The 22355-nt window shown below is 71.3% G+C and carries 18 protein-coding genes; 7 read left to right on the plus strand and 11 right to left on the minus strand.

All coding sequences use genetic code 11. From position 1 onward, the window contains the following. Nucleotides 1-69: 69 nt before the first annotated feature. On the plus strand, nt 70-5856 hold the full coding sequence (locus ACTWPT_RS04920) for a tetratricopeptide repeat protein (RefSeq protein ID WP_443176028.1): 5787 nt from the start codon (nt 70-72) through the stop codon (nt 5854-5856). On the opposite strand, the gene ACTWPT_RS04925 is transcribed toward ACTWPT_RS04920, so the two are convergent. From ACTWPT_RS04925 to ACTWPT_RS04945, 5 genes are read right to left on the minus strand one after another with little or no spacing between them, the layout of a single operon-like run. Beyond that, nucleotides 5846-7432: an acyl-CoA synthetase gene (locus ACTWPT_RS04925; protein WP_443176029.1), complete on the minus strand. Its 1587-nt coding sequence runs from the start codon at nt 7430-7432 to the stop codon at nt 5846-5848. The two genes, ACTWPT_RS04920 and ACTWPT_RS04925, sit on opposite strands and share 11 nt — an antisense overlap. Next, entirely contained in the window at nt 7432-8580 is a 1149-nt protein-coding gene (locus ACTWPT_RS04930) for a thiolase domain-containing protein (protein WP_443176030.1), read from the minus strand. Before ACTWPT_RS04930 ends, ACTWPT_RS04925 begins: the two co-directional genes overlap by 1 nt. After that, the gene (locus ACTWPT_RS04935; RefSeq protein ID WP_443176031.1) at nt 8580-9599 is read right to left on the minus strand and encodes a thiolase domain-containing protein; all 1020 of its coding nucleotides are present in this window, start codon (nt 9597-9599) and stop codon (nt 8580-8582) included. Before ACTWPT_RS04935 ends, ACTWPT_RS04930 begins: the two co-directional genes overlap by 1 nt. Further along, nucleotides 9596-10495 carry a Zn-ribbon domain-containing OB-fold protein gene (locus tag ACTWPT_RS04940; RefSeq protein WP_443176032.1) on the minus strand — a complete coding sequence of 300 codons (900 nt, stop codon included), beginning with the start codon at nt 10493-10495 and terminating at the stop codon, nt 9596-9598. Before ACTWPT_RS04940 ends, ACTWPT_RS04935 begins: the two co-directional genes overlap by 4 nt. After that, on the minus strand, nt 10485-12029 hold the full coding sequence (locus ACTWPT_RS04945; protein ID WP_443176033.1) for an acyl-CoA synthetase: 1545 nt from the start codon (nt 12027-12029) through the stop codon (nt 10485-10487). Before ACTWPT_RS04945 ends, ACTWPT_RS04940 begins: the two co-directional genes overlap by 11 nt. Before the next feature lie 223 nt (nt 12030-12252). Between ACTWPT_RS04945 and ACTWPT_RS04950 the strand changes: the two genes are divergently transcribed. After that, nucleotides 12253-13062 carry a crotonase/enoyl-CoA hydratase family protein gene (locus ACTWPT_RS04950; RefSeq protein WP_443176034.1) on the plus strand — a complete coding sequence of 270 codons (810 nt, stop codon included), beginning with the start codon at nt 12253-12255 and terminating at the stop codon, nt 13060-13062. A gap of 41 nt (nt 13063-13103) precedes the next feature. On the opposite strand, the gene ACTWPT_RS04955 is transcribed toward ACTWPT_RS04950, so the two are convergent. Further along, nucleotides 13104-14210: an NAD(P)H-dependent flavin oxidoreductase gene (locus ACTWPT_RS04955; RefSeq protein WP_327585302.1), complete on the minus strand. Its 1107-nt coding sequence runs from the start codon at nt 14208-14210 to the stop codon at nt 13104-13106. Between the two features lie 84 nt (nt 14211-14294). Continuing rightward, nucleotides 14295-15032 carry an SDR family NAD(P)-dependent oxidoreductase gene (locus ACTWPT_RS04960; RefSeq protein ID WP_443176035.1) on the minus strand — a complete coding sequence of 246 codons (738 nt, stop codon included), beginning with the start codon at nt 15030-15032 and terminating at the stop codon, nt 14295-14297. 164 nt (nt 15033-15196) lie between these two features. On the opposite strand from ACTWPT_RS04960, the gene ACTWPT_RS04965 reads away from it, so the two are divergent. Then, on the plus strand, nt 15197-15601 hold the full coding sequence (locus ACTWPT_RS04965; protein WP_443176036.1) for a hypothetical protein: 405 nt from the start codon (nt 15197-15199) through the stop codon (nt 15599-15601). A 38-nt stretch (nt 15602-15639) separates the two neighbouring features. After that, nucleotides 15640-16422 (plus strand): RNA-guided endonuclease InsQ/TnpB family protein, encoded by a 783-nt coding sequence (locus ACTWPT_RS04970; RefSeq protein ID WP_443176037.1) that lies wholly within the window; start codon nt 15640-15642, stop codon nt 16420-16422. Nucleotides 16423-16456: 34 nt separating this feature from the next. Here the strand turns inward: ACTWPT_RS04970 and ACTWPT_RS04975 are convergent, their stop codons facing one another. Genes ACTWPT_RS04975 through ACTWPT_RS04985 form a run of 3 tightly spaced genes read right to left on the minus strand, consistent with a single transcriptional unit; the run spans nt 16457 to nt 19577 of the window. Beyond that, the gene (locus ACTWPT_RS04975; protein WP_443176038.1) at nt 16457-17776 is read right to left on the minus strand and encodes an FAD-binding protein; all 1320 of its coding nucleotides are present in this window, start codon (nt 17774-17776) and stop codon (nt 16457-16459) included. Next, nucleotides 17773-18660 carry a decaprenyl-phosphate phosphoribosyltransferase gene (locus ACTWPT_RS04980; RefSeq protein WP_443176039.1) on the minus strand — a complete coding sequence of 296 codons (888 nt, stop codon included), beginning with the start codon at nt 18658-18660 and terminating at the stop codon, nt 17773-17775. Before ACTWPT_RS04980 ends, ACTWPT_RS04975 begins: the two co-directional genes overlap by 4 nt. Then, on the minus strand, nt 18657-19577 hold the full coding sequence (locus ACTWPT_RS04985; RefSeq protein ID WP_443176040.1) for a DUF3068 domain-containing protein: 921 nt from the start codon (nt 19575-19577) through the stop codon (nt 18657-18659). Before ACTWPT_RS04985 ends, ACTWPT_RS04980 begins: the two co-directional genes overlap by 4 nt. A gap of 118 nt (nt 19578-19695) precedes the next feature. Here ACTWPT_RS04985 and ACTWPT_RS04990 point away from each other — a divergent pair, with 118 nt between their 5' ends. After that, a complete protein-coding gene (locus ACTWPT_RS04990) occupies nt 19696-20949 on the plus strand; it encodes an acyltransferase family protein (protein WP_443176041.1) in 1254 nt (417 codons plus the stop codon). On the opposite strand, the gene ACTWPT_RS04995 is transcribed toward ACTWPT_RS04990, so the two are convergent. Then, nucleotides 20886-21506: a hypothetical protein gene (locus ACTWPT_RS04995; RefSeq protein WP_443176042.1), complete on the minus strand. Its 621-nt coding sequence runs from the start codon at nt 21504-21506 to the stop codon at nt 20886-20888. The genes ACTWPT_RS04990 and ACTWPT_RS04995 overlap by 64 nt on opposite strands. A 266-nt stretch (nt 21507-21772) precedes the next feature. Between ACTWPT_RS04995 and ACTWPT_RS05000 the strand changes: the two genes are divergently transcribed. Both ACTWPT_RS05000 and ACTWPT_RS05005 read left to right on the plus strand, forming a co-directional pair. After that, nucleotides 21773-22096 carry a hypothetical protein gene (locus ACTWPT_RS05000; protein ID WP_443176043.1) on the plus strand — a complete coding sequence of 108 codons (324 nt, stop codon included), beginning with the start codon at nt 21773-21775 and terminating at the stop codon, nt 22094-22096. A gap of 30 nt (nt 22097-22126) precedes the next feature. Next, nucleotides 22127-22318: a hypothetical protein gene (locus tag ACTWPT_RS05005; protein ID WP_443176044.1), complete on the plus strand. Its 192-nt coding sequence runs from the start codon at nt 22127-22129 to the stop codon at nt 22316-22318. Nucleotides 22319-22355 lie beyond the last annotated feature (37 nt).

Here is a 22355-nt window from a genome sequence, read left to right on the forward strand (position 1 = left end):
AGTGAGATCAAACGCTGATCGAGGGGACGGCACGTCCGGACGTACCTAATAGGCCTATAGGCGGACCCCATGGACACGCCACCGCACCGCCTCGGGCTCGAGCGGGCCGTCGAGGTGTATTCCGGTCACGATGACCTCGTCGGCGTGACCGGCTCGGGCTATGCGATCGGCGCCGATCTCGTGCTGACCTCCGGCGACGTGGTCGATCCCGAGGCGCCGTGCCAGGTGCGGGCGGCGTGGTCGGCGCGGTGGGTACGGGCCGAGGAGGTGTGGCGGGGACGCGGCGGTACGGGCGCCGTGCTGCTGCGGGTGGTCCAAGCCACGTCGGGCCGGGCAGCGGGTGCGTCACCTGAGATCGACGACTCGCCCTGGCGTGGTGTGCCTGGCATCGGCCATGTGCGCTGGGCCCGGGTCGCCGGCACGGGCGGCCGGGGTCGGCTGCGCGGCGTGGCCGGGGGTTATCCCAGGGCCGGGCAGCGGCCAGAGGCCAGGATCGCGCAGACGCTGTCGGGCCTGGTGGACCCGCCTACGGGCGCGGTGTCGAAGGCGCTGGCGGTCAGCGTGCCGGAGTCCATGCCGATCTCTCTCTGGGAAGGCATGTCGGGCGCCGCGCTCCTGGCCGAGCCCGCCGGGCAGGTCATCGGCGTGATCGTCACCGGCCGCGACGGGTACGCCCGGCGGCGCCTCGACGTCATCCCGGTGACCGCGTTGCTGAGTGACGAACGGTTCCGCGAGCTGGCGAGCGTGCCGCCCGGGCGGCTCGAAACCGTGGCCGAGGGCGACCCGTCGGTGATCCTGCCCGCTCTGCTCTCGCCCGCCCGCGAGGACCGGCCGGCTGACTGCCCCGACTGGAGACTGCTGATGCCGCGGCACGCGGTGGTGCCGTTCCTGGGCAGGGCGGAGGAGCTGGCCCGGCTGCGGGAGTGGGCCGACGAGCCTGGAGCGCTGTCGATCGCCGTACTGAGCGGGCGCCGCGGCACGGGGCGGACCAGGTTGGCGGGCGAGTTGTGCGAGGTGCTCGCGCGAGCGGGGTGGGACGCCGGGTTCCTGCCGCTCGGCTCCGTCTGCGGCGCCCTGTCCGGTGAGGCGGCGGGCCGGGCTGTCACGTTGGACGTGGTGCGGCCGACGCTGCTGGTGGTCGACCACCCCGAACCGTCCTCGCCGCTGGTCGGAGAGCTGGTGCGGCGGCTGGCCAAGCACGAGCACAATCCGCCCGTACGGATCCTGCTGCTGGTCCGCGAGCCGGGCGAGGCCGAATGGTGGCGGCGGCTCGACACGGCCGCGGGCGGCTGGCTGCGGCGGCTCAACACCGCGACCGTCCAGCTCAACGCCCGTCCGCTCACCCTGGCCGAGCGGACGGAGCACGCGCACGCGGCCATGAAGGCGTTCGCGCCCAGCAGGGCCGCCCTTCCCTGGCCACCTCCTCTCGACGACCCTGACTACGGTTTGCCGCTGCATGTCCACCTGGCCGCCCTGATGCGGCTGCGCGACGCAGCTCGCGGCGACGCCATGAGTGACGCGGTGGGCGGGCTGGTCGACCGGTTCTTGGAAGGCGAATACGAGCAGTGGGCGCACGTATGGCCGGGCGAGCGGGTGAACGACTTGGCGGCGCGGCACGCCGTGGCGGTGGTCACTCTGACCGCCCCAGCCTTCGCCGAGCTGCCCGGCCTGCTGACAGCCGTGCCGGATCTCCATATCGGCGCCGCGGTGCAGTGGCTCGGCCGGATCTTCGGCGAGGGCCGGCCGCTGGGGCCGGATGTGCTGGTGGAGCGGTTCCTGGCCGAGACGGAGGGCCTGGACCGGCTCGTGCGCGCCCTGCACGATCACGAGGGCCGTACGGCGCACCACCTCGTGCGGATGCTCGACGCCCTCCGGAGGTCGGCGGGCTCGGCGCGGGTCAGGTTGGCGCTGCGAGGGCTCGTGGCGGTCAGGATCGACAGCATGGTGGCGGAGGCCGCGACGGTGCCGGGGACGCGGCTGGGGGACGCGCTCAATGCGGTGCTGGGATTGTTCGCCGGTGATCGGGAGATCGCGCGCGTTGCGGCCGGGCTGCCGGTACGGCGGGACGCGCGGCTGGGGTTGCGGGCCCTCCACGTGACGATCGGTGAGCTGGCCGTGCGGCACCTGCGAGCGGAGGACCGGCCCCTCGTGCTGGCCGGTGCGCTGTCGGTGTTGTCGGAACGGCTGGCGGCCGCGGGCCGGGTGGGTGAGGCGGTAGCCGCAGCCGCCGAGGCCGTCGACATCTTCACCGCCGCTCCCCCGTACGAGGCGGCGGGCGCGCGGGCGGAGGCTCTGTACAACCTGGGTGCCTGCTTGTTGCTGGCGGGCGAGCCCGGCAGTGCGCTCAAGCCCGTACAGGAGGCGGCGGCCAGGTTCCGCATCCTCGCCGAAGAGGAGCACGGGGCCCGGTATGCGGGCCGCGCCGCGCGGGCGCACTACAACCTGGCGTGTGCGCTGCTGGGCGTCGGGCGGACGGACGAGGCCGTCGAGGCCTTCTCGGCGGCAGGCGGCAATCCCGAGGTCGCGGTGAACGTGGCAGGCGTCCTGTCCGCCGCCGAGCCGCTGACCTCGTTCGAGGAGCTCGTTTCCGCCGCACCGCTGGCGCCGTTCGAGGGTGTCGAGGACGGGCCGCCCACTGCCGCGCTTCCGGAGCTGGCCGCCTGTCTCACCATCGCCGCCACGACGGCCGTCAAGACCATCGCTCCCACGGACCGCGATCTGGCCCACCGCCTCCACCTGCTCGCCGCCTGGCTCCACGACCGCGGCAGGACCACCGACGCCCTCGTCCCTGCCGCCGAGGCGGTGGCGAGGCTGCGCGGCCTGGCGGCCGAAGAGCCCGGGCTGCGGTTCCTGCTGGCCACGGCCGCCGGCCTGCTGTCCAGGCTGCACGGCGCTCTGGACGACCTGGACGCCGCCGCGCGGTCCGCCGCCGAGGCCGGGCGCAACCTGCGTGCGCTGGCCGTGCTCGATCCCGGCGACTATCGCCCGGCGCTGGCCGAGCAGCTGCTCGACCTGGGCGAGCTCCTGCTGCTTGACGACCGCCCCGAGGAGGCTCTCGACCCGCTGCAGGAGGCCATGGGCGTGGCGGCCGAGCGGCACCCGCAGGCCAGGGCCAGACAGCTGCTCGGCCTGTGCCTGGACGAGTTGGGACGGCCCGCGGACGCCGTGGCGCAGCTGGAGATCGCGGCCGAGCTGTATGACGTTCTGAGCGCCGATGACGCCGCCTACCAGCGCCATCTCGCCGAGGTACGGGCCAGGCTGGGCCGTAGGCGAGCGGCCCCGGCGCCGGGTGGGCCGCGGCACTGGATGCTGGCGCTGGTCACCGCCCGGCCGGGCGAGGCAGTGGCACGGGCGGAGCAGCTGGTGGCCGAGCGCCGGGAGTCCGTCGAAGGCGCCGGCGAGCCGAAGCTCGAGGAGATCCACGCGTACCTGTCCGCCCAGGCCATGCTGGCCCGCGCCTGGGCGGACGCGGGCCGCGCGGCGGACGGGTTCGCTTTGGCCATGCAGGCCGCTGAGCTGCTCCAGCGGCACGCGGGATCCGACAAGCCGCACGTGCTCGCGGTCGGCCAGGTCGCGGCGGCACTCGGGCGCACGCTCGTGGGCCTCGGGCGGCACAAGGAGGCCGTGCCCCACCTGCGCACCGCCATCGAGTCCCACGGGCAGGCCGGGGCGAGTCCGGCGTCGGGGAGGGAGCTGGCCGAGCTGCTCATTCTGGAGACCGTCGCGCTGTCCCACGCCGCCTGCGCGGCGGACGCGGAGGCGGCGGCGGATCGGCTGGTCAGGCTGTACGCCGCACTCGTCTCCGAAGGCATCGAATCCCCCGTGGCCCTGGCCGGGGCGCTGCGCCTCCAGGGCGGCATCCGCTTCGCTCGGCAGGACATGGAGGGCGCGCTCAAGTCGGCCACCCGGGCGCTCGACGTCCTCGCGCCAGAGCTATCGAAGGACAAGCGGCTGGTCACCGCCGCCTGCCTGGAGCTGAGCGGCCTGTGCCTGGCCGAGCTGCACGACGACGACTCGGCCAGGGAGAAGCTGGCCGAAGGCACCGCGCTGCTGGCCGACCATGGCGCCGCGCCTGCCGATCTTGCGGACGTCCACCTGCTGGCCCTCGTACGCCTGGCCAGGCTGCGTGCCCGCGAGGAAGGCCCGGCCGCAGGGATCGTCATGTACGCCCGGATCCTGGAGCTGCGCCCGCTGCGCGAGGCCGACGTGCTCAGGACCCTCATCGACGACCTCTCCGCGTGCGTGACCGACCTGCCGGGGGACGCGGATCCGGCCGCGCTGCTGCCGTCGCTCACGGCGTTCACCGAAGCACTCGAACGCGAGGTGCCGCTGAGCGCCGACGACGACCTGCACGACAGGCACGCCCGCTGCCTGTCCCGCCTGAGCAGCGCCGCCGAGCAGGCGAACGACGCCGAAAGCGCCGTCCTGGCCGCCAGGCTGGCCGTTCGCGTGCACCGGGGGCTGGCCACCATCTCCAGCGCCTACCGGGGCCGGCTGGGCCTGGCGCTCGCCGCCCTCGCCAGGCTCGACAGCACCGATCTGGCCGCCGCCGAGCAGGCGATCGCGCTGCTCGACGACGCGGAGCACGGCAGGGACCTGACGGCCGCCCTCGGCCGGTACGCGGCCGAGCTGCTCGAGCGCGGCCGCCCTGTGGAGGCCCTGGCCCACTGCGAACGGGCCGCGGACCTGTGCGACGAACTGGACGATCCGGCCGTCGCCGCCACCGTCTACGCCCATCTGGGCGACAGCCTGGCCGCCCTGGACCGCCCGGACGCCGCGCTGGAGGCGGCCACCTGGTCGCTGGCCGAGCTGGAGGCAGCCAGGCAGCGGGGCCAGCAGCTGCCGCACGTGCGCGCCCAGGCGATCGCGGTACGGGGCCGGGTGCTGCGGGCCTCGGGGAGAAGGCAGGAGGCGCTCGCGCACCTGGTGGAGGCGCTGCAGATCTACACGCGGCTGCCGCGCCGGCCGGCCGCCGCCGAGGTCGCCGCGATGATCGCCGACGATCTGCTGGCGGGCGGCCGCGCGGAGGAGGCCGCCGAGTACGCCAGGACCGCCACGACCGGGCATGAGCCGGGCACGGTCAAACACGCGCTCGCCCTGCAGCGGCTGGCCAGGTGCCACATGATGCTGGGCGAGCTGACCGAGGCCAACGCGCTGGTGGAGCAGCTGATCGCGGAGGCCAGGCGGTCGCCGGACGATCTCACGTACCGCGCGATCCTGGCCGACTCGCTGGCCCAGAGCTCGGAGCTGCTGCCGCTGCTGCGGCTGGACGGCGGTACCGAGGCCGAGGCCAGAGCCCGTGAGGCCATCGCGATCTACGATGACCTGATGACCACGGGCATGAGCGCCGAGGCCCTGCACACCAGCCGGGCGGGGGCCAGCCTCACGCTGGCCGCCGCCCTGCGGATGCGCGACCTGGCCGCGGACGCGGTGCGGCCGCTGCGCGAGGCGGTGGCGGCGCTGGAGCGGTACGCGCCGGGCAACCCGCCGCTGTCCGGGCTGCTGGCCAGGGCGATGCTCATGCTGGGCGACGCGCTCATGGAGGCGGGCCGGCCGCTGGAGGCCGGCCTGGTCTTCCACCGGGGCACGCAGGTGACGCGCGACGTGCTCTCCAGGGCCGTCGCGCACGCCCGGCTCGGCTTCTGCCAGCAGGAGCTGGGCAGGGACGACGCGGCCGACGCCGCGCTGCGCGTCGCGGCGGGGCTGCTGCGCGAACTGCTCGCCGGCGAGCGCGACGAGGGCCTGGCGAACCTGCTGCGCGACGTGCTGCGCAGCAGGCTGACGCTCCTGGAGAAGGCCGGCAAGGGCGACGAGGCGCGGCAGGTCGAGGACGACCTGCGCGCACTCAGGACGTGATGCCCTGCACCGTCTCCCGCGCCCACCGGTAGTCGGCCTTGCCTGCCGGCGAGCGCACCATCTGCTCGACGAACGCGTACGTTCGCGGAACCTTGTAGCCCGACAGCAGCTTCCTGCAATGCGCGTCCAGTTCCTCGGCCGTGACCTCGACACCGGGCCGCGGCTCGATCACGGCCGCCACCTTGTTCCCCCAGCGCTCGTCCGGTACCCCGGTCACCACCGCGTCGAACACCGCAGAATGCCCCTTGAGCACCGCTTCGACCTCTTCGGGGAACACCTTCTCACCGCCGGTGTTGATGCACTGCGAGCCCCGGCCGAAGACGTTCACGGTCCCGTCGGTGTCAACGGTCGCCAGGTCTCCGGTCAGCAACCAGCGCGCGCCCTGCTCGTCGGTGACGAACGTGCGGGCGGTCTTGTCCGGGTCGTTGTAGTAGCCGAACGCGACCCGCCCCGACCGCGCCACCGTCCCGAGCTGCCCGGACCCAGGCTCGACAGGCCGGCCCTTCTCGTCGAGGACGGCCAGGTTGACCACGGAGTTCGGCTGGTAGCGCAGCCCGGTCTCCGGCGACGACCCGGCCGTGCCCGACGCCGTGTAGCCGGACTCGGTCGAGCCGAAGTTGTCCAGGATCATGACGTTCGGGAGCAGCTCCTGCAGGCGGTCGCGGACCGCGCCGGACAGGATGGCGCCGGTCGAGCTGATCACGATCAGCGACGAGACGTCGTAGGAGCCCTGCGCCAGCGCCTCGGCCATGGGCCTGGCCATGGCGTCACCGGTGATGTTGATGGTGTTCACTCGCTCGCGCTCGACCGTCCGCCACACCTCGGCGCTGTCGAACTTGCGGATGTACGCGACGCTCCCGCCCATCCACCAAGTGATGAACGTGGCCATCTGCGCGGCGCCGTGCATCAGCGGCGCGACGGGGAACATCAGCAAGGGTCCTGACGCGACCGCGGCGTCGATCACCTCCTGCGGGGTGGCGCGCGGCTCGCCGTACGGGTTGCCGCCGCCGAAGCCCATGAACAGGTCCTCGACGTGCCACATCGCGCCTTTGGGCATGCCGGTGGTGCCGCCGGTGTAGATGATGTACACGTCCTGCCCGGAGCGCGGCGGGAAGCCCCGCTCAGGCTTGCCCTGCTCCAGCGCGATCTCGTACGGCACCGCGGAGCCGATCGCCGACTCGCCGCCCACCGACACCAGGTGCTGTAGCAGCGGCGCCTCGCCGGCGACGGCGGCCACGCGCGCGTCGAACTCGACGTCGTAGATCAGCGCCCGGATGTCGGAGTCCCTGTACAGGTAGAGCAGCTCGGCCTCGACGTACCGGAAGTTGACGTTGATCGGCACCGCCCGGATCTTCAGCGCGGCCAGCATGCCGGCGATGTACGGGATGCCGTTGTAGAGCTGGATGCCGACGTGCTGGCCCGGCTGGATACCCAGATCCATGAGGTAGTGGGCGAGCCGGTTGGCCTCGGTGTCCAGCTCTGCGTAGGTGCGGCGATCATCGCCGCAGATGACGGCGGTCCGGTCCCCGATCGCGTCCGCTAACCCCTCGTACAAGTCCGCGTGATTGAACTCCATTAGGGCTTCTCCCGTCCGACGATCCACATCGCGAAGAACTGGGCTCCCCCGCCATAGGCGTGACCGAGCGCCGTGCGGGCGCCGTCCACCTGGTGCTCACCGGCCATCCCGCGCACCTGCAGCGCGGCCTCGGCGAACCTGATCAGCCCGGACGCCCCGATCGGGTTGCTGGACAGCACCCCGCCCGAGGCGTTCCACGGAGTGTCACCGTCGAGCGCGGTCGCGCCCGACTCGGTGAGCTTCCATCCCTCCCCTTCCGCCGCGAACCCCAGGTTTTCCAGCCACATCGGCTCATACCAGGAGAACGGCACGTAGGTCTCCGCCACGTCGATCTGCCTGCGGGGGTCGGCGATGCCGGCCTGGCGGTAGACATCGGCCGCACAGTCCTTGCCCGCCTGCGGGCTGACCGTGTCGCGGCTCGCCCGGAAGATCGGCTCGGAGCGCATGGCCGTGCCGTGCACCCAAGCCGGGGTGCCGGTGACCGCGGACTCCGACGACAGGACCATCGCGCAGGCGCCGTCGCTGGACGGGCAGGTCTCCAGGTAGCGGATCGGCTCCCAGAGCATGGGCGTGGACTCGACCATCTTCTGGTCGATGCCGGGGATCTTGAGGTGCGCGTACGGGTTCTTGAGCGCGTTGAGCCGGTCCTTGACCGCCACCAGCGTGCCGATGTGGCCGGGAGCGCCGGACCTGCGCATGTACTCGCGGATGTGCGGCGCGAAGTAGCCGCCCGCGCCCACCACCAGCGACGAGCTGAACGGCAGGTGCGTGGACAGTGCCCAGGTGGCGTTGGACTCCGACTGCTTCTCGAACGCCACGACCAGCACCCGGTCGTGCACGCCGCCCTGGATGAGGCTGGCGCCGACCAGCGCGGTGGAGCCGCCGACGCTGCCCGCGGTGTGCACCCGCATCATGGGCTTGCCGGCCGCGCCGAGCGCGTCGGCCAGGTACGCCTCGGGCATCATGACACCCTCGAACAGGTCCGGCGCCTTGCCGATGACCACGGCGTCGATGTCCTTGAACGTCAGCCCGGCGTCCTGCAGCGCCCGCAGCGCCGCCTCGCGCACCAGCCCGGCGATCGACACGTCCCTGCGCCTGGTCGTGTAGTACGTCTGCCCGACGCCGATGACCGCGCAACGGTTACCCATCAGGCCTCCAGTACAGTGACGAGATTGTGCTGCAGGCAAGGCCCGCCGGCGGCGTGGGCGACGGTGCGGCGGGCGTGGCCGTCGAGTATGCGTTGCGCCGCCTCGCCGATGCGGATGAGTCCCGTGGCCATGACGGGGTTCGCAGCCAGCGGCCCGCCCGACGGGTTGATCACCGTGTCGCCGGTCAGCTCCAGCGCCTCGCGCAGGATGATCTCCTCGTGCGGGAACTGGGCGTGCAGCTCAGCCACCTCGACGGGCCCCTTGCCGACCCCGGCCGCGCGTGCGGCGTCGGCCGCGGAGCCCGACCTGGCCAGGTCCCGCATGCCCAGGTAGTGAGGCTCGATCCGATGCGCGATGCCCCTGATGTAGGCGGGGTTCGCGGACAGCTCCCCGACCAGGTCGCCGGCCGCGAGCACGATCGCGGCCGCGCCGTCGGTGATCGGTGGCACGTCCGTCTGCTTCAGCGGCTGCACCGCGTAGTCCTCGCCCTCCGGCTCGGGCAGGTCGAGCGCGTACGGGTTGGCGCGGCCGTCTGCCCGGCTGCGGCGTACGATCTCGTCCAGCTCCTTCCGGTCCGCGTCGACCGCGGCGGCCTGGAGTGCGGCGTAGGAGAGCTGGTCGAGGCCGAGCGGGGCCAGGTAGTAGGGATCCAGCTGGAGCGTCATGATCGTGCGCAGGTCGCCGAGCGACGACTTGCCGAACCCGTAGACCAGTGCCGAGTCGATGTCGCCGTGCTGGAGACGGACCCACGCCTCGTACAGCGCCCAGGCGCCGTCCATCTCCACGTGGCTCTCCGAGATGGGCGGCCAGGCGCCCAGTGCGTCGAGCGCCGACACGAACGAGAACGGCGCGCCCGCGAGATAGTCGCAGCTGCCCGAGCAGGTGAAGCCGAACCGCTCCAGCCCGGTACGCTGCTTGACCTCGTTGATCACCGGCAGGATCAGCTCGGGCTCGGTCAGGCCGGTGTCGTGGGGGGTGTGCCGCGTCTGGGCGAACGCGACGATCGCGACCTCTCTCATGACAACTCCACGTCGGGCTCGCCGGTGGGGGCGAACCACCGGATGTTCGCCATGGACGCCGTGCGCTCGCTCTCGGGCACCCACACGGCCTTGACCCGCATGCCATGGCGTACCTCGTGCGCGGGCACGTCGCCGATCAAGGCGATCATGGGGATGTCGGCTCCGTCGAGCAAGATGTACGCCGACACGAAGGGCACCTCGGGGGCACGCGGGTCGGGCAGGTTGTTGATGGCGAACGTGGTGATCGTGCCGGTGTCGGGAAGTTCGAGCGTGTCGGGGATGGCGTTGCCGCATTCCGGGCAGGCCGCGCGGTAGGGGATGTACACCTTGGCGCAGTGGTCGCAGCGACCGCCGAGGAAGACACCCCGTTTGACGCCCTCGAGGAAGACGCGGAGCGCGCCGCCTGCCTGGAGGCGGTACTCGGAACGCACATTGGAGATGATCTGCGTGACCTCGGGGACGAAGTGTGCGATGTCGGTGATGTGACCGGAGGGCTGGTCGCGCCAGACCGGCCAGACCCGCATCCCGGTCTTCATCGCCTTCATGTGCTCGGGAGACACCGCGTGCACCAGCGCCGTGTCCGCGCCGTCGAGCTTGATCAGCGCCCAGGCGAAGGGCCGGTCCAGCGGATGGCCGTCGAGAGGCTCGTGCACCCACGTCCACGTGGTGACCGTGCCGGCCGGGCCGACCTCGACGTACTCGCCGGTGACCGGCTCGCCGGTGGCGGGGTCGTACTCGAGGGGCGGCACCAGCACCCTGCCCTCCGCCGTACGCGCGCCCACGATGCGGCGGGCGCGCAACTCGCTCAGGAACCGGCCGACCACGGGCCCGGTCGAACGCGTGTAACCGCCGGGGAACTCAAGGACGTGCTGAGCGACCAGCGGATCAGATGGCACGGTCGTGTCCCTCCCAGTACGGGGCGCGAAGTTTGCGTTTGAGCAGCTTGCCGTTCGGCTCGCGGGGCATCTCGGCGATGAAGTCGACGCTCTTGGGCCACTTCATCCTGGCCAGCCGGCCCTCCAGCGAGGCCAGCAGCTCGGCGGCCAGCTCCGGGCCCGGCTCCACGCCCGGCGCCGGCTCGACCACGGCCTTGATCTGCTCGCCCCACTCCTCGTCCGGGATGCCGAACACGGCCACGTCCGCCACCTTCGGGTGGATCATGAGCTCGTTCTCGATCTCGGCCGGGTAGATGTTCGCGCCACCAGAGATGATCATGTCGGCCTTGCGGTCGCAGAGGTAGAGGAAGCCGTCCTCGTCCAGGTATCCGATGTCGCCGACGGTGAAGTGGTCCTTGAGCCGGCTCGCGGCGGTCTTGGCCGGGTCGCCCTTGTACTCGAACTGGACGCCCATCATCTTCATGTAGATCGTGCCCGGGGTGCCGGTCGGGACCGGCTCGCCCTGCTCGTCCACGATGAGCAACTCGCTGATGGGCCAGGCCTTGCCGACCGTGCCCGGGTGCGCCTTCCAGTCCTCGGGCGTGGCCAGGGTGCCGCCGCCCTCGGTGGCCGCGTAGTACTCGTAGACGCAGTCTCCCCACCAGTCCAACATCGCCCATTTCACCGGGATCGGACAGGGGGCGGCCGCGTGGATCATCCACGTGAGCGAGGACAGGTCGTACTGCTTGCGGGTCGGCTCGCGCAGCGCGAGGAGCCGCTTGAAATGCGTCGGGACGAGGTGGGAGTTGGTGACGCGATGCCGCTCGCAGAGCCGCAGCAGCTCCTCGGCGTCCCACTTGTCCATGTAGACCAGCGTGTGCCCCATGTGCAGGGCCGTGCCGCCGAACTGCGTCACGGCGGTGTGATAGCAGGGCGAGGTGACCAGATGGGCGTTGGGCCGGCCCGGCGTGATGCCGAACAACCCGAGCAGGAACGTCATGAGCTCGGCGGAGTCGTCCGGATCCAGGCCGCTCAGCGGGCGTTTGACGCCTTTGGGCTTGCCGGTGGTGCCCGACGTGTAGTGCATGGTGGCGCCGGCGGTGCGATCGGCAGGCGCGCTGTCGGGCCGTCCGTCGGTCAGCTCGCTCGCCGCCCGGAATCCCGGCCCTTCCCCCAGGAGGAAGCGGCGGTCCGGCTCGATGGCCTGCGCGCCCTCGGCCCCGGTCGCGGCGAAGCGGGGGTGGACGATGAACGCCTTGGCCTCGCTGTCGGAGACGATGTAGGCGATCTCCGAGCCGGTGAGGTGCCAGTTGACCGGCGTGTAGTACCAGCCGGCCTGCATCGCGGCCAGGTAGAGCACCAGACCGTCGGCACCGTTGGGCACCAGGCCGCAGATGCCGTCACCGGGCTTGAGCCCGAGCTCGCGCAGACCGTGGACGAGGCGGTTCGATCGGGCCAGGAGGTCGCCCGCGCGGTGCTCCGTACCGTCGGGATCCACGGCCGCGATCCACTCGGGATCCGCCTGCGCGAGCCTCCAGAAACCGAGCGTGCCCATATGCACTCCCTACCTATGGCCTCACTCCGTGAGGCGGGCTCGGTCGCCATATGCCGCCGCCTTCCCCCGCTCTGGTCGCTTCGCTCCCGCCGCTCCTCCAGGCGACGGCACTCCCTCGCGGCGGCGCCGGCAAAAACAGGAACCTGTTCTCGTTCGCTGGTGGGAGCGTATCCTGGGGCCGAAGTGCGTAGCAAGCGCTTGATTAGATACTTCGGAGGCATCTGTGGAGCTCCTGCCGATCAGCACCCCCCACTGCCGAGTGGAACGCGACGGCCACGTCCTCATCGTCACCATGAACCGGCCGGAGGTCCGCAACGCGCTCTCCTCGGACATGCTGATCGGCCTGGCCTCGGCGTGGGCGTACGCGTCGGCGGAGCCAGAGATCAGGGTGGCGATCCTGACGGGCGCGGAGGGCACGTTCTGCGCGGGAGCCGACCTCAAGGCCATGGGCCAGCCGTCGTCGGACCCGCAGGTCCAGGCCAGGGCAGCCCAGATACCGAACTTCCATTGGAAGGGCCTGCTGCGCGAGGACATGCCCACCAAGCCGATCATCAGCGCGGTGGAGGGCTACGCGGTGGCCGGCGGGACCGAGCTGCTAGTGGGCACGGATCTGCGAGTGGTGGCGGAGTCGGCCACGCTGGGGTTGTTCGAGGCCAAACGCGCCCTGTTCCCCATGGGCGGCAGCGCCGTCCGGCTGCCCCGGCAGATCCCGTACTGCCACGCCATGGACCTGCTGCTCACGGGCCGCGCGGTCACGGCAGCAGAGGCCCTGTCGATGGGGCTGGTCAACCGCGTGGTCCCGGACGGCCAGGCGCTGGCGGCGGCCCGCGAGCTGGCCGACGACGTGGCCGCCTCCGGCCCGCTCGCGGTCCAGGCGATCCTGCGCACGTACCGGGACACGTTGGGGCTTTCCGAGCCGGAGGCCCTGAAGGTCTCCGACGATCTGGGGTGGCCGGTCATCGGCTCGGAAGACGCCAAGGAGGGCACGCGCGCCTTCCGCGAGAAGCGCGCGCCGCGCTACGAGGGCCGTTGAGGCCAGCGACGGTCCCCGGCTTCGGCCGGGGACCGTCGCGCTCAGTCCTCAGTGATGCGGGACAGCCGGTCGAGAGCCTCGCCGTACTCCTCCACCAGCCCGAACACCACATCCTTCGTGGAGCGGACCTGGTTCATCACCCCGATGATCTGCCCTGCGGGGAAGGTCGCCAGCTCGCTGGCGTCCGAGCGGCCGATGCGCCGCAGCGCGTCCGAGACCAGCATGAACTGCAGCGGCATCGGCAGCGTGCCCGGCGACTCCTCCGACTCCCACGCCTCCGTCCACTCGTTCTTGAGCAGCCGCGCCGGCTTGCCGGTCCAGCTGCGCGAGCGGACGGTGTCCCGGGAGGTGGCCTCCAGGATGCGGCGCTTGGCCATCTCCGGGGTGTCGGCCTCCTCGACCGTGAGCCACAACGAGCCCGTCCAGACGCCCTCCGCGCCCAGCGCCATCCCCGCCGCCATCTGGCGGCCGTTCCCGATCCCACCGGCGGCCAGGACGGGGACGTCCACAGCGTCCACCACCTGGGGGATCAGGACCATCGTGGAGATCTCACCGGTGTGGCCGCCGGCCTCCGTGCCCTGGGCGACCACCACGTCCACCCCGACCTCCACCTGCTTGAGCGCGTGGCGGGGCGTGGAGGCGAGGGCGGCGACCTTCACCCCGTGCGCGTGGGCCAGGTCCACGACGTCGGCGGGAGGCGGGCCGAGCGCGTTGGCCAGGAGCGCGATCGGGTGGCGCAGGGCCACCTCGACCTGCGGCCGGGCCGTGGCGTCCGTCCAGCCCAGCAGGACCTTGCCGGCGTCGGCGTCCGAGGACAGCGGCGGCACGCCGTGCTTGGCCAGGAGGTTCTCGACGAACGAGCGGTGCCCGTCGGGGATCATCGACTGCAGGCGGCCCACCAGCTCCTCGGGCGCGAACTCGGCGCCCTCGTAGGAGGCGGGCATGACGACGTCCACGCCGTACGGCTTGCCGTCCACGTGGTCGTCGATCCATTTGAGCTCCATCTCGAGCTCTTCAGGCGTGAAGTAGAGAGCCCCGAGCACCCCCATACCGCCCGCGCGGCTGACGGCGGCCACCACATCCCTGCAGTGGCTGAAGGCGAAGATCGGGAGCTCTATTCCGAACATGTCCGTGACACGTGTCCGCATGAGCCGACGATAAGTCGCGCACCCACTAAACTGCAACGCGTTCTACTCTAGAACCTTTGGTCGGTCACTCTGATGGAACGGGTTCTAACGCGGCATCCTGCGCCACAGGGCGCGGGGCAGCAGCCGCATGACCGCGAAGATCGGCCCGAGCGCGCGCGGCACCCAGACGGAGGACGCGCCCTCGCGCAGCGCCCGCACCGTGGCCGACGCCACCTGCCGGGGTGTGGAGGACAGTGGAGCAGGGGTGAGCCCTTTCGTCATCCGGCCGATCACGAAGCCCGGTCGCACGATCAGCACCCTGGCGCCCGACCCGTGCAGGGCGTCGCCCAGCCCTTGAGCGAACCCGTCGAGCCCGGCCTTGGCCGAGCCGTACACGAAGTTGGCCTTGCGGACCCGCGCGCCCGCCACGGACGACAACATCACGAGCGTGCCGTGATGTTGCTCGCGCAGCACCCTGACCGCGTGCAGCCCCACCGACACATGGGCGCCGTAGTTGACCGCCACGTCCCGCGCGGCGGCCGCCGGGTCGGCGTCGTAGTCCGCCTGGCTCCCCAGCACGCCGAACCCCGAGATCACCACGTCGAGATCGCCGACCAGCTCCACCGCCTTGTCGAAGACGGCGCCGTGCCCGTGGACGTCCAGCGCGTCGAACGGCAGGACGTGGACCTCCGCGCCCAGCGCGGGCGGGACGAACTCGCCGCGCACGGCCAGCACCACCCGGCTCGCGCCCTGGGCCACCAGCAGCCGGACGATCTCCAGGCCGATCTCGCTGCGCCCGCCGAGCAGCAGCACGGTGTCGACGGCGCCGAGAGCGTTCTTCACCGAAACCTCCGGAGGAAGCCCGGTCCTTTAACTTTAGGGCCGGGAGGAATCCGGACCTCCTGCGAAGCAGAACAGGGACAGTCGGATCGCCGCCAAGGCGATCCGGCTTCAACCCCGCGACGAACGCTCAATTTCGTCGTACCTCCCCGATAGATTGGCCGATCATGACGACACCACCGCGGATTGCCGAGGATACCGGGCATGTCCGGTACACCTACCGGCTTCGCGTGTCGTCCACCGCCCGCGCCGCCCTGCTGGCCGAGTGGGATCGGTGCCCGTGGATCTGGAACGAGTGCGTGGCCAAGTCCAAGCAGGTGCACCTGCACAACCGGGCCCACCCGGGCGACAAGCTGACCTGCGGCCCGGCCCAGCTCGACAAGATGCTGACCGAGGCCCGCCGGATCACGCCGTGGCTGCGTGAGGGCTCCTGCGTTCCCCAGCAGCAGACCATCCGGGACTTCGGCAAATCCCGTGCCAAAGCCCTGAAGGACATCGCCGAACGCCTGCCGATCCGGCAGCGGGCCGGGATGCCGCGCCTCAAAAGAAGGACCTGGCCGACCCGACACTGAACTACACCCGGCGCGGCTTCGGCATCAAGGACGGCCGCTTGCACCTGGCGGGCGGGATCGTGCTGACCGTGGTGTGGTCACGGGATCTGCCCGGCGAGCCGTCCTCGGTGCGGGTGTACCGCGACAGCCTCGGCCACTGGTACTGCTCGTTCGTCGTCCCCGCCCAGGTGCAGCCGCTGCCGGAGACGGGGCAGGCGATCGGCATCGACTGGGGCGTGACAGAGACCGCGACCACCACCAGCGACAACCATGACCTGCCGCATCCCGAGTACGGCAAGAAGGCCCAGGCCAGGCTGGGCCGGTACGACAAGATGATGGCCCGCCGCAAGCCCGCCAAAGGGCAGCCAGGCTCCAAGGGCTACCGCGAGGCGAAGAAGCTGCGCGCCAAACAGTACAAGAAGGTCGCCCGCCAGCGGGAGGACACCGGCCGCAAGTGGGCCAAACGCGTCGTCCGCGACCATGACGTGCTCGCGGTGGAGGACTTCAAACCCAAATTCCTGGCCAAGTCCACCATGGCCCGCAAGGCCGCCGACGCGGCTATCGGCGCCACCAAGCGCGCCCTGATCGAGATGGGCCGCAAGCACGGCCGGGACGTCCGACTCGTGTACCCGGCGCACACCACCACCGAATGCGCACCGTGCGGAGCGAGAACCAAGCACGCACTACCTCTTTCCGAACGTACCTACACCTGCACCGCGTGCGGAACATCCCGGCCCCGGGACAAGAACTCTGCCCATGTGATGCTGGTCCGGGCTGGTCTGAACCCGGCTGGTGCCGATCGCGTAAGACCCGGCAGTCCGCAGGACCGTCAGGCAGCGTGAGCCAGGAATCCCTCCGCCTTCAGGCGGGGAGCAGTCAAAGCCGGAGCCTCCTGGCCAGGTCGGAGCGGAACAGCCCGGCTGGATCGGCCTCGTCCTTGATTCGCCGCCACCGATCCAGCTCGGGATACATCGCCGCCATCATGTCAGCGCGCAGCCGTGAGTCCTTGGCCAGGTAGACCCGGCCTCCGACGTCGGCCACGCGCCGGTCGAAGCCGCGCAGCAGGCCGTCCAGCCCGCGCTGCCCGACGGGGATGTCCAGGGCCAGCGTCCAGCCGGGCATAGGGAAGGACAGCAGGCCGCCCGAGCCCGGCCCGAACCTCTTGAGCACGGTCAGGAACGACACCGTCCCGTGCGCCGACAACGACCCGACGATGTCGCGCAGGGTGTCCTCCGCGCCGAAGGGCACCACGAACTGGTACTGGACGAAGCCTCGCGAGCCGTACACGCGGTTCCAGCCCTCGACGAAGTCGAGCGGGTGGAAGAACGGCGCGATGCCCTGCACGATGGTCCGGCGCCGCGGCGCCTTGCGGTACCAGACCTCGTTGAACGCGCGCACGCTCAGCTTGTTGAGCAGCCCGCCGGGCACCCGGGCGGGCGCCCGCAGCCACGCGCCGGGCGCGAAGGCCGGCGGCTCCTTCCCCTCCGCACGCGGCAGGTGATCGCCTCTGGTGAGCACGCTGCGCCCCATCCTGCTGCCCCGGGCGAGCAGGTCGATCCAGGCCACCGTGTAGCGGTAGCGGTCGTCGGTGGCCGCCATGGTCGCAAGCGTCTCGTCCAGGTCGGCCGTGCGCTGCACGTCCACCCGCATGAGGGCGGTCTCGACGGGCACGCAGGCGAACGTGGCCTCGGCGATCACCCCGGTCAGCCCCATGCCGCCGACGGTGGCCCAGAAGAGCGGATCGCCGGGGCGCAGCGTGCGGACCGTCCCGCCGGCGGTCACCAGGGTGAGCGAGCGGACGTGCGTGCCGAAGGAGGAGTCGCGGTGGTGGTTCTTGCCGTGCACGTCGGCCGCTATGGCGCCGCCGACGGTGACGTGCCGGGTGCCCGGGCTGACCGGGACGAACCAGCCCCGGGGGACGAGCGCCGTCATCAGGTCGTGCAGGCTGACCCCGCCGGAGGCGGTCACCAGTCCTGCCGCCTCGTCGAAGGTCCACGTGTCCAGGCCGGTGCAGTCGAGGACGAGGCCGCCGGCGTTCTGTGCGGCGTCGCCGTACGACCTGCCCAGGCCGCGCGCCACCGCGCCCCGCCGTGGCGCCGAGGCCACCAGCTCGCTCAGGTGCTCGACGGAGCGGGGCCGCGCGAGCGTGGCCGGCGTGGGCGCCGTACGCCCCCAGCCGGTCAGGAACGTCGTCATATATAGATCCCCAAGGCCACCAGCACGACCAGCCCGGCGGCGAACAGCAGGGTCGGCCGGTCGCGTGCGGCCAGCTCCTCGGGCTCCTCGCCCCTCCCCCGGTCCACCAGCAGATTATGCCTGAGCACGAGCAGGAGGAACGGGATGATGCTGAGCCCGTAGAAGAGGTCCTCGTGCGCGTTGAGCGCCCACAGGCAGTACGTCACGATCATCGCGCCCGAGCACATGATCCGGACCTGGGCCAGGTAAGCGGGAGAGTAGGCGGCCAGCGTCGCGCGGGTCCCCGTCACGCCCTGGGTCCGCAGCTCCGCCTCCCGCTTGCCCACCACCAGTTGCAGTGCCGCCAGCGAGACGACCACCAGGAACCATCCGGTCACGGGCACGTCCACCGCGACGGCACCGGCGTAGGCCCTGATCACGTGGCACCCGGCGACCGCGATCAGGTCCACGACCTCCTGATGCTTGAGCCACACCGTGTACGACAGCGTCAGCGCCACGTACCCGGCGACCACGGCCGACGACTCCCAGCTCCCGGTGAGCGCGGCGACCGCCGGCGCCACGATCAGCAGGGCGACGCCGGTCACCCGAGCCGTCCGCACGGACACCTCACCGGCCGCGATCGGCCGGTGCCGCTTACGCGGGTGCAGCCGGTCGGCCGCCACGTCGGAGGCGTCGTTGAGCAGATACGCGCCGCTCGCGGCCAGGCAGAACGCGGCGAAGACCGATAACGCCGCGAGCAGGCTGCGCGGCTCGCCCAGCACTCCGGCGGCCATGGGCGCGGCCAGGACCAGCACGTTCTTCACCCATTGGCGCGGCCTGGCCGCTCTGAGTAACGCCAGCGCGGGTGCGGCCGTGCGGGGCCGCGACACCACGTCTTGGCTCATGAGGTCCTGCGGCCGCGCACGGTCAGGAAAACGCCTCCCACGAACAGCACGATACCGACCACCGCGAGCACAATCGGCAACGTGGTCCTGATCAGGGTGATCTGGCTCTTGCCCTCGCGCGCGCTGGTGACGAGCTCGTTGACGGTCTCGTCGGTCATCTTGGCCGTGGCCACGAAGGCCTTGGAGCGCTCGATGCCGTCCTGGCTCTTGAGCACTTCGTTGCGCTGCTGCTCCTGACGGACGGGCGCGCCGGTGGTGGGCTCGATCCAGTAGGTGACCGTGCCGGAGTAGACGCGGTTGAGCTGCACGTCACCGGACTCCCCCATGCCGAACAAGGCGGCGGGCACGTTCAGGGTCTGCGTCTGGGTCTCGGGGACGACCTGCTCGAACTTGTAGGTGTTCAGGCCGTTGACCTGCTCCTCGGCAACGAACTTGGCCTCGAACGCCTTGCCCGCGCTGGAGTTGAAGACCAGGTAGGTCTTCTTCTCCACGTCGAACGGGAACTTGTAGATCTGGCCCTGCAACTGCACCGGAGCCTTGTCGATGCTGACGCCGCAGCAGTTGAGCCCGACGCCCGAGCGCTTGTCGAAGGCGCTGCGCCGCTCGGTGAAGTTGATGCCGGGCTTGCCGTTGGTGACGTCGTTCACGGCGGTGAACTCGTCCCACACGACCCGGTCGCCGGACGCCTCCTTCACGTCACCACGGGTGGTGACGATGATGTCGAGGTCGGCGGTGAGCACCTTGCCGTCGGGGATGCTGAAGTACTGCGCGCCGGTCGCCTGGAGCTTGGTGATCCCGTAGTGGTCGCCCGCGGCGGCCATGAGCGCGGGCGCCACCTGGAGGCGCATCAGCGGAGCCAGAACGATGAGGAATGCCCCGACGGCGATGAGGACGCTGCCTACGACGACCCGGTTCATCGACCCTCCATGTGCAGGTGCACGGACGCCTGTCTGGGTGATTAAGTAACTGAAACTAGTTCCTACTCGCCGGTATGTTATTGCGGTGAGTGACCGACGTCACCAGGGATGCGGAAACGTGACCGAAACAGGTTCTACATCGGCGGGGGTGCCCGCGGTCTCCGGACACCAGGCGTCTCTCGATGGCATACGTGCGGTGGCCGCGTTCGCCGTCCTGGTCTTCCACGTGGCGATGGAGGCGGGCACGGCGCTGGAGCCGGGGTTCCTGGGTGGCGTGTTGTCCAGGGGCGAGATCGGCGTGCCGATCTTCTTCACGCTGTCCGGCCTGCTGCTCTACCGCGCTTGGGCCGCCGAGGTCCTGATCGGAGACCCGGCTCCCAGCACGCGCCGCTACCTGTGGAGGCGTTTCCTGCGCATCATCCCCGCCTACTGGCTGGTGGTGGCCGTGGCCCTGCTGCTGTGGGGCGAGGTCCACCGGTCGGATCCGTGGACGTGGGGGAAGATGTTGTTCCTGGTGCACATCTACGACACGAACCCGTGGTGGTTCGGCCTCGGGCCCAAGGGGCTCGGTCAGATGTGGAGCCTGGCGGTCGAGCTGACGTTCTACCTCACGCTCCCGCTGGTGGCTGCCGCGCTGCGGGGGTTCGCGCTGCGGGCGGGACCGGACCTGGGCGCCAGGGCCAGGCGCCTGCTGATCGGGCTGGTGGCCTTGGCCGCCCTCTCCTACGTGTACACGATCTTCGAGTATTTCCCCGAGTACCGGCCGTGGATGAACGTGTGGCTGCCGCGCTCGTGGACGTTCTTCGTGCCGGGCATGGCGCTGGCGGTACTGACCGTCTGGGCCCGGGCGGATGACGGCCGCATCCGCCGCCTGTGCGCGGCCCTGGCCTCCTCGTGGGGCACGTTGTGGCTCATCGCGGGGCTGGCGTACCTGATCGCCGCCACCCCGGTGACCGGGCCGCGCTTCGTCGGTCTGGGCGGCATCTGGACCGCGTTCTACGAGCAGGCCCTCTACACGGTCATCGCCTTCTGTCTCGTCGCGCCCGCGGCCCTGGAGCCGGAGCGCGCCACGCCGGTGCGCGCGCTGCTCGGCGGGCGGGTCATGAGCTATCTCGGCCGGATCTCCTACGGCGTCTTCCTGTGGCAGTTCGTGGTCATCTACCTCTGGTACGACTTCACCGGCCAAGAGCCGTGGACCGGCAACCTGCTACTCAACCTGGCCGCCGTCGGCGCCATCACGGTCGCGCTCTCCGGGCTCACCTACCGCTACGTGGAGGAGCCCGCCAGGCGGCTGATCCGCTTCATCCCTCAGAGCGCCGGAGGGGCCGGTCCCGGCTCGCCGAAGGCCACCGCCCTCAGGCAGAACGCCTGACCCTGGCCGCCGGCCGCGCTGATCCGCATGCCCTTGCCCGCCCCGTCGTGCGGAACGTAGAACAGCGCTCCCATGACGCCGGTCGCGGGCAGCGTGGCGGCCCGCTGGGTGCCGCCGAGGTCCACCACGACCTGCACCGGCTGGGGACTGACGTACGCCATGGCCACCACCATGCCGGGGTCGCCGAAGGACTCGACGGGGAAGACCTGGGTCGCCGGGTAACACTTCCTGCCCTTGACCGCGTCGAAGAAGGGCGCCACCCGGCCCACGAGGACGAGCTTGCCCGTGGCGTCGAAGACGTACGGCTCGGCCGACGGCTGCGGCTCGCGCATGCGCTCTCTGATCTCGGGGTCGGCCAGCGGCGCGAGCACGTAGGACGTCAGGCGGCGCGGCCCGTTCCAGGGCAGGACGATCTCCGGCGGCACGGGACGCGCGTAGATGTCGGCGTCCGGCGCGGCGGTGGCCAGCGAGGCCCGCGCGTTGTCCAGGTAGCTCCTGACCTTGCCCCCGCTGAGCGTGTCGCCGAAGGCGTTGATCGAGACCAGTGACACGGCCACGAAGGCGACGGTCAGCCCGCCCGCGGCCAGCGACAGCGTGCCCGGAACCGGCCTGCGGCGGGTGTCGTCGGGCTCGCCCTCGACCGGCTGCCAGGCCAGCGCCAGGCAGAGGGACCAGCACCGCGGCGTCGGCGACGTACCTGGTCTCCGCGCCCACCAGGTCCCACGCGGTGGCCCGCGCGATCACGGTGGGCACCGCGTCGGCCACGACGACGTAGGCGGCCAGAATCGCCCACGCCCGCCACGCCCGCCTGCGGTACACGCACGTGACCACGACGAGTAACACGATCATGGCCCATGAGCCGATCACGGTGGCCTGGGCCGGGTCGGCCAGCCCTCCGGTGGCGGTGAGCCCGCCCCAGCGCAGCGGGCCGCCGACCGCGCCCGTGGGGAAGGTCTCCCCCAGCAGCCTACGCAGCAGCCCGGGGACGATCTCGGCCTTCGGGCCGGTCAGCCCGTCGGAGCCGGCGCTGTCACCGCGCAGCAAGTACAGCACGCCGTACCCGGCCAGCAGCAGGCCGTGCGCCCACCAGACGGGCCTGCGCAGCTCGGTCAGCAGCGCGCGAGCCCACAACCCCTTGCCCAGGTAGGCGCTGGTGATCCCGAGCACCACGAAGGGGATGAACACTCCCTTCGTGGAGAAGGCCATCCCGACGGCGGTCCAGATGAGGGCGTGCCAGCGGCCCTTGCCCTCGCGGACGTATCTGATGTGCGAGGCCAGCGCGGCGATCAGCGCGAGTTGCAGCGGCACCGCGTTGAGCGCGGCCGACCACCAGCTCATCGCGGGCACGGTGAGCGGGGCGAAGACGTAGACGGTCAGCGCGGCGAGCACGACCGCTCGGTCCCCGA

This window comes from Nonomuraea sp. 3N208 (assembly GCF_052245935.1).
GTDB lineage: Bacteria > Actinomycetota > Actinomycetes > Streptosporangiales > Streptosporangiaceae > Nonomuraea.

What these genes read in the sequence shown, in the direction of transcription:
- ACTWPT_RS04925 (WP_443176029.1), bottom strand. Translation starts at nt 7,432, where the DNA reads ATGGAGTTCAATCACGCGGACTTGTACGAGGGGTTAGCGGACGCGATC.
- ACTWPT_RS04965 (WP_443176036.1), top strand. Translation starts at nt 15,197, where the DNA reads ATGACGACACCACCGCGGATTGCCGAGGATACCGGGCATGTCCGGTAC.
- ACTWPT_RS04985 (WP_443176040.1), bottom strand. Translation starts at nt 19,577, where the DNA reads ATGAACCGGGTCGTCGTAGGCAGCGTCCTCATCGCCGTCGGGGCATTC.
- ACTWPT_RS05005 (WP_443176044.1), top strand. Translation starts at nt 22,127, where the DNA reads ATGAACACTCCCTTCGTGGAGAAGGCCATCCCGACGGCGGTCCAGATG.
- ACTWPT_RS04935 (WP_443176031.1), bottom strand. Translation starts at nt 9,599, where the DNA reads ATGAGAGAGGTCGCGATCGTCGCGTTCGCCCAGACGCGGCACACCCCC.
- ACTWPT_RS04920 (WP_443176028.1), top strand. Translation starts at nt 70, where the DNA reads ATGGACACGCCACCGCACCGCCTCGGGCTCGAGCGGGCCGTCGAGGTG.
- ACTWPT_RS04955 (WP_327585302.1), bottom strand. Translation starts at nt 14,210, where the DNA reads ATGCGGACACGTGTCACGGACATGTTCGGAATAGAGCTCCCGATCTTC.
- ACTWPT_RS04930 (WP_443176030.1), bottom strand. Translation starts at nt 8,580, where the DNA reads ATGGGTAACCGTTGCGCGGTCATCGGCGTCGGGCAGACGTACTACACG.
- ACTWPT_RS04945 (WP_443176033.1), bottom strand. Translation starts at nt 12,029, where the DNA reads ATGGGCACGCTCGGTTTCTGGAGGCTCGCGCAGGCGGATCCCGAGTGG.
- ACTWPT_RS04980 (WP_443176039.1), bottom strand. Translation starts at nt 18,660, where the DNA reads ATGAGCCAAGACGTGGTGTCGCGGCCCCGCACGGCCGCACCCGCGCTG.
- ACTWPT_RS04975 (WP_443176038.1), bottom strand. Translation starts at nt 17,776, where the DNA reads ATGACGACGTTCCTGACCGGCTGGGGGCGTACGGCGCCCACGCCGGCC.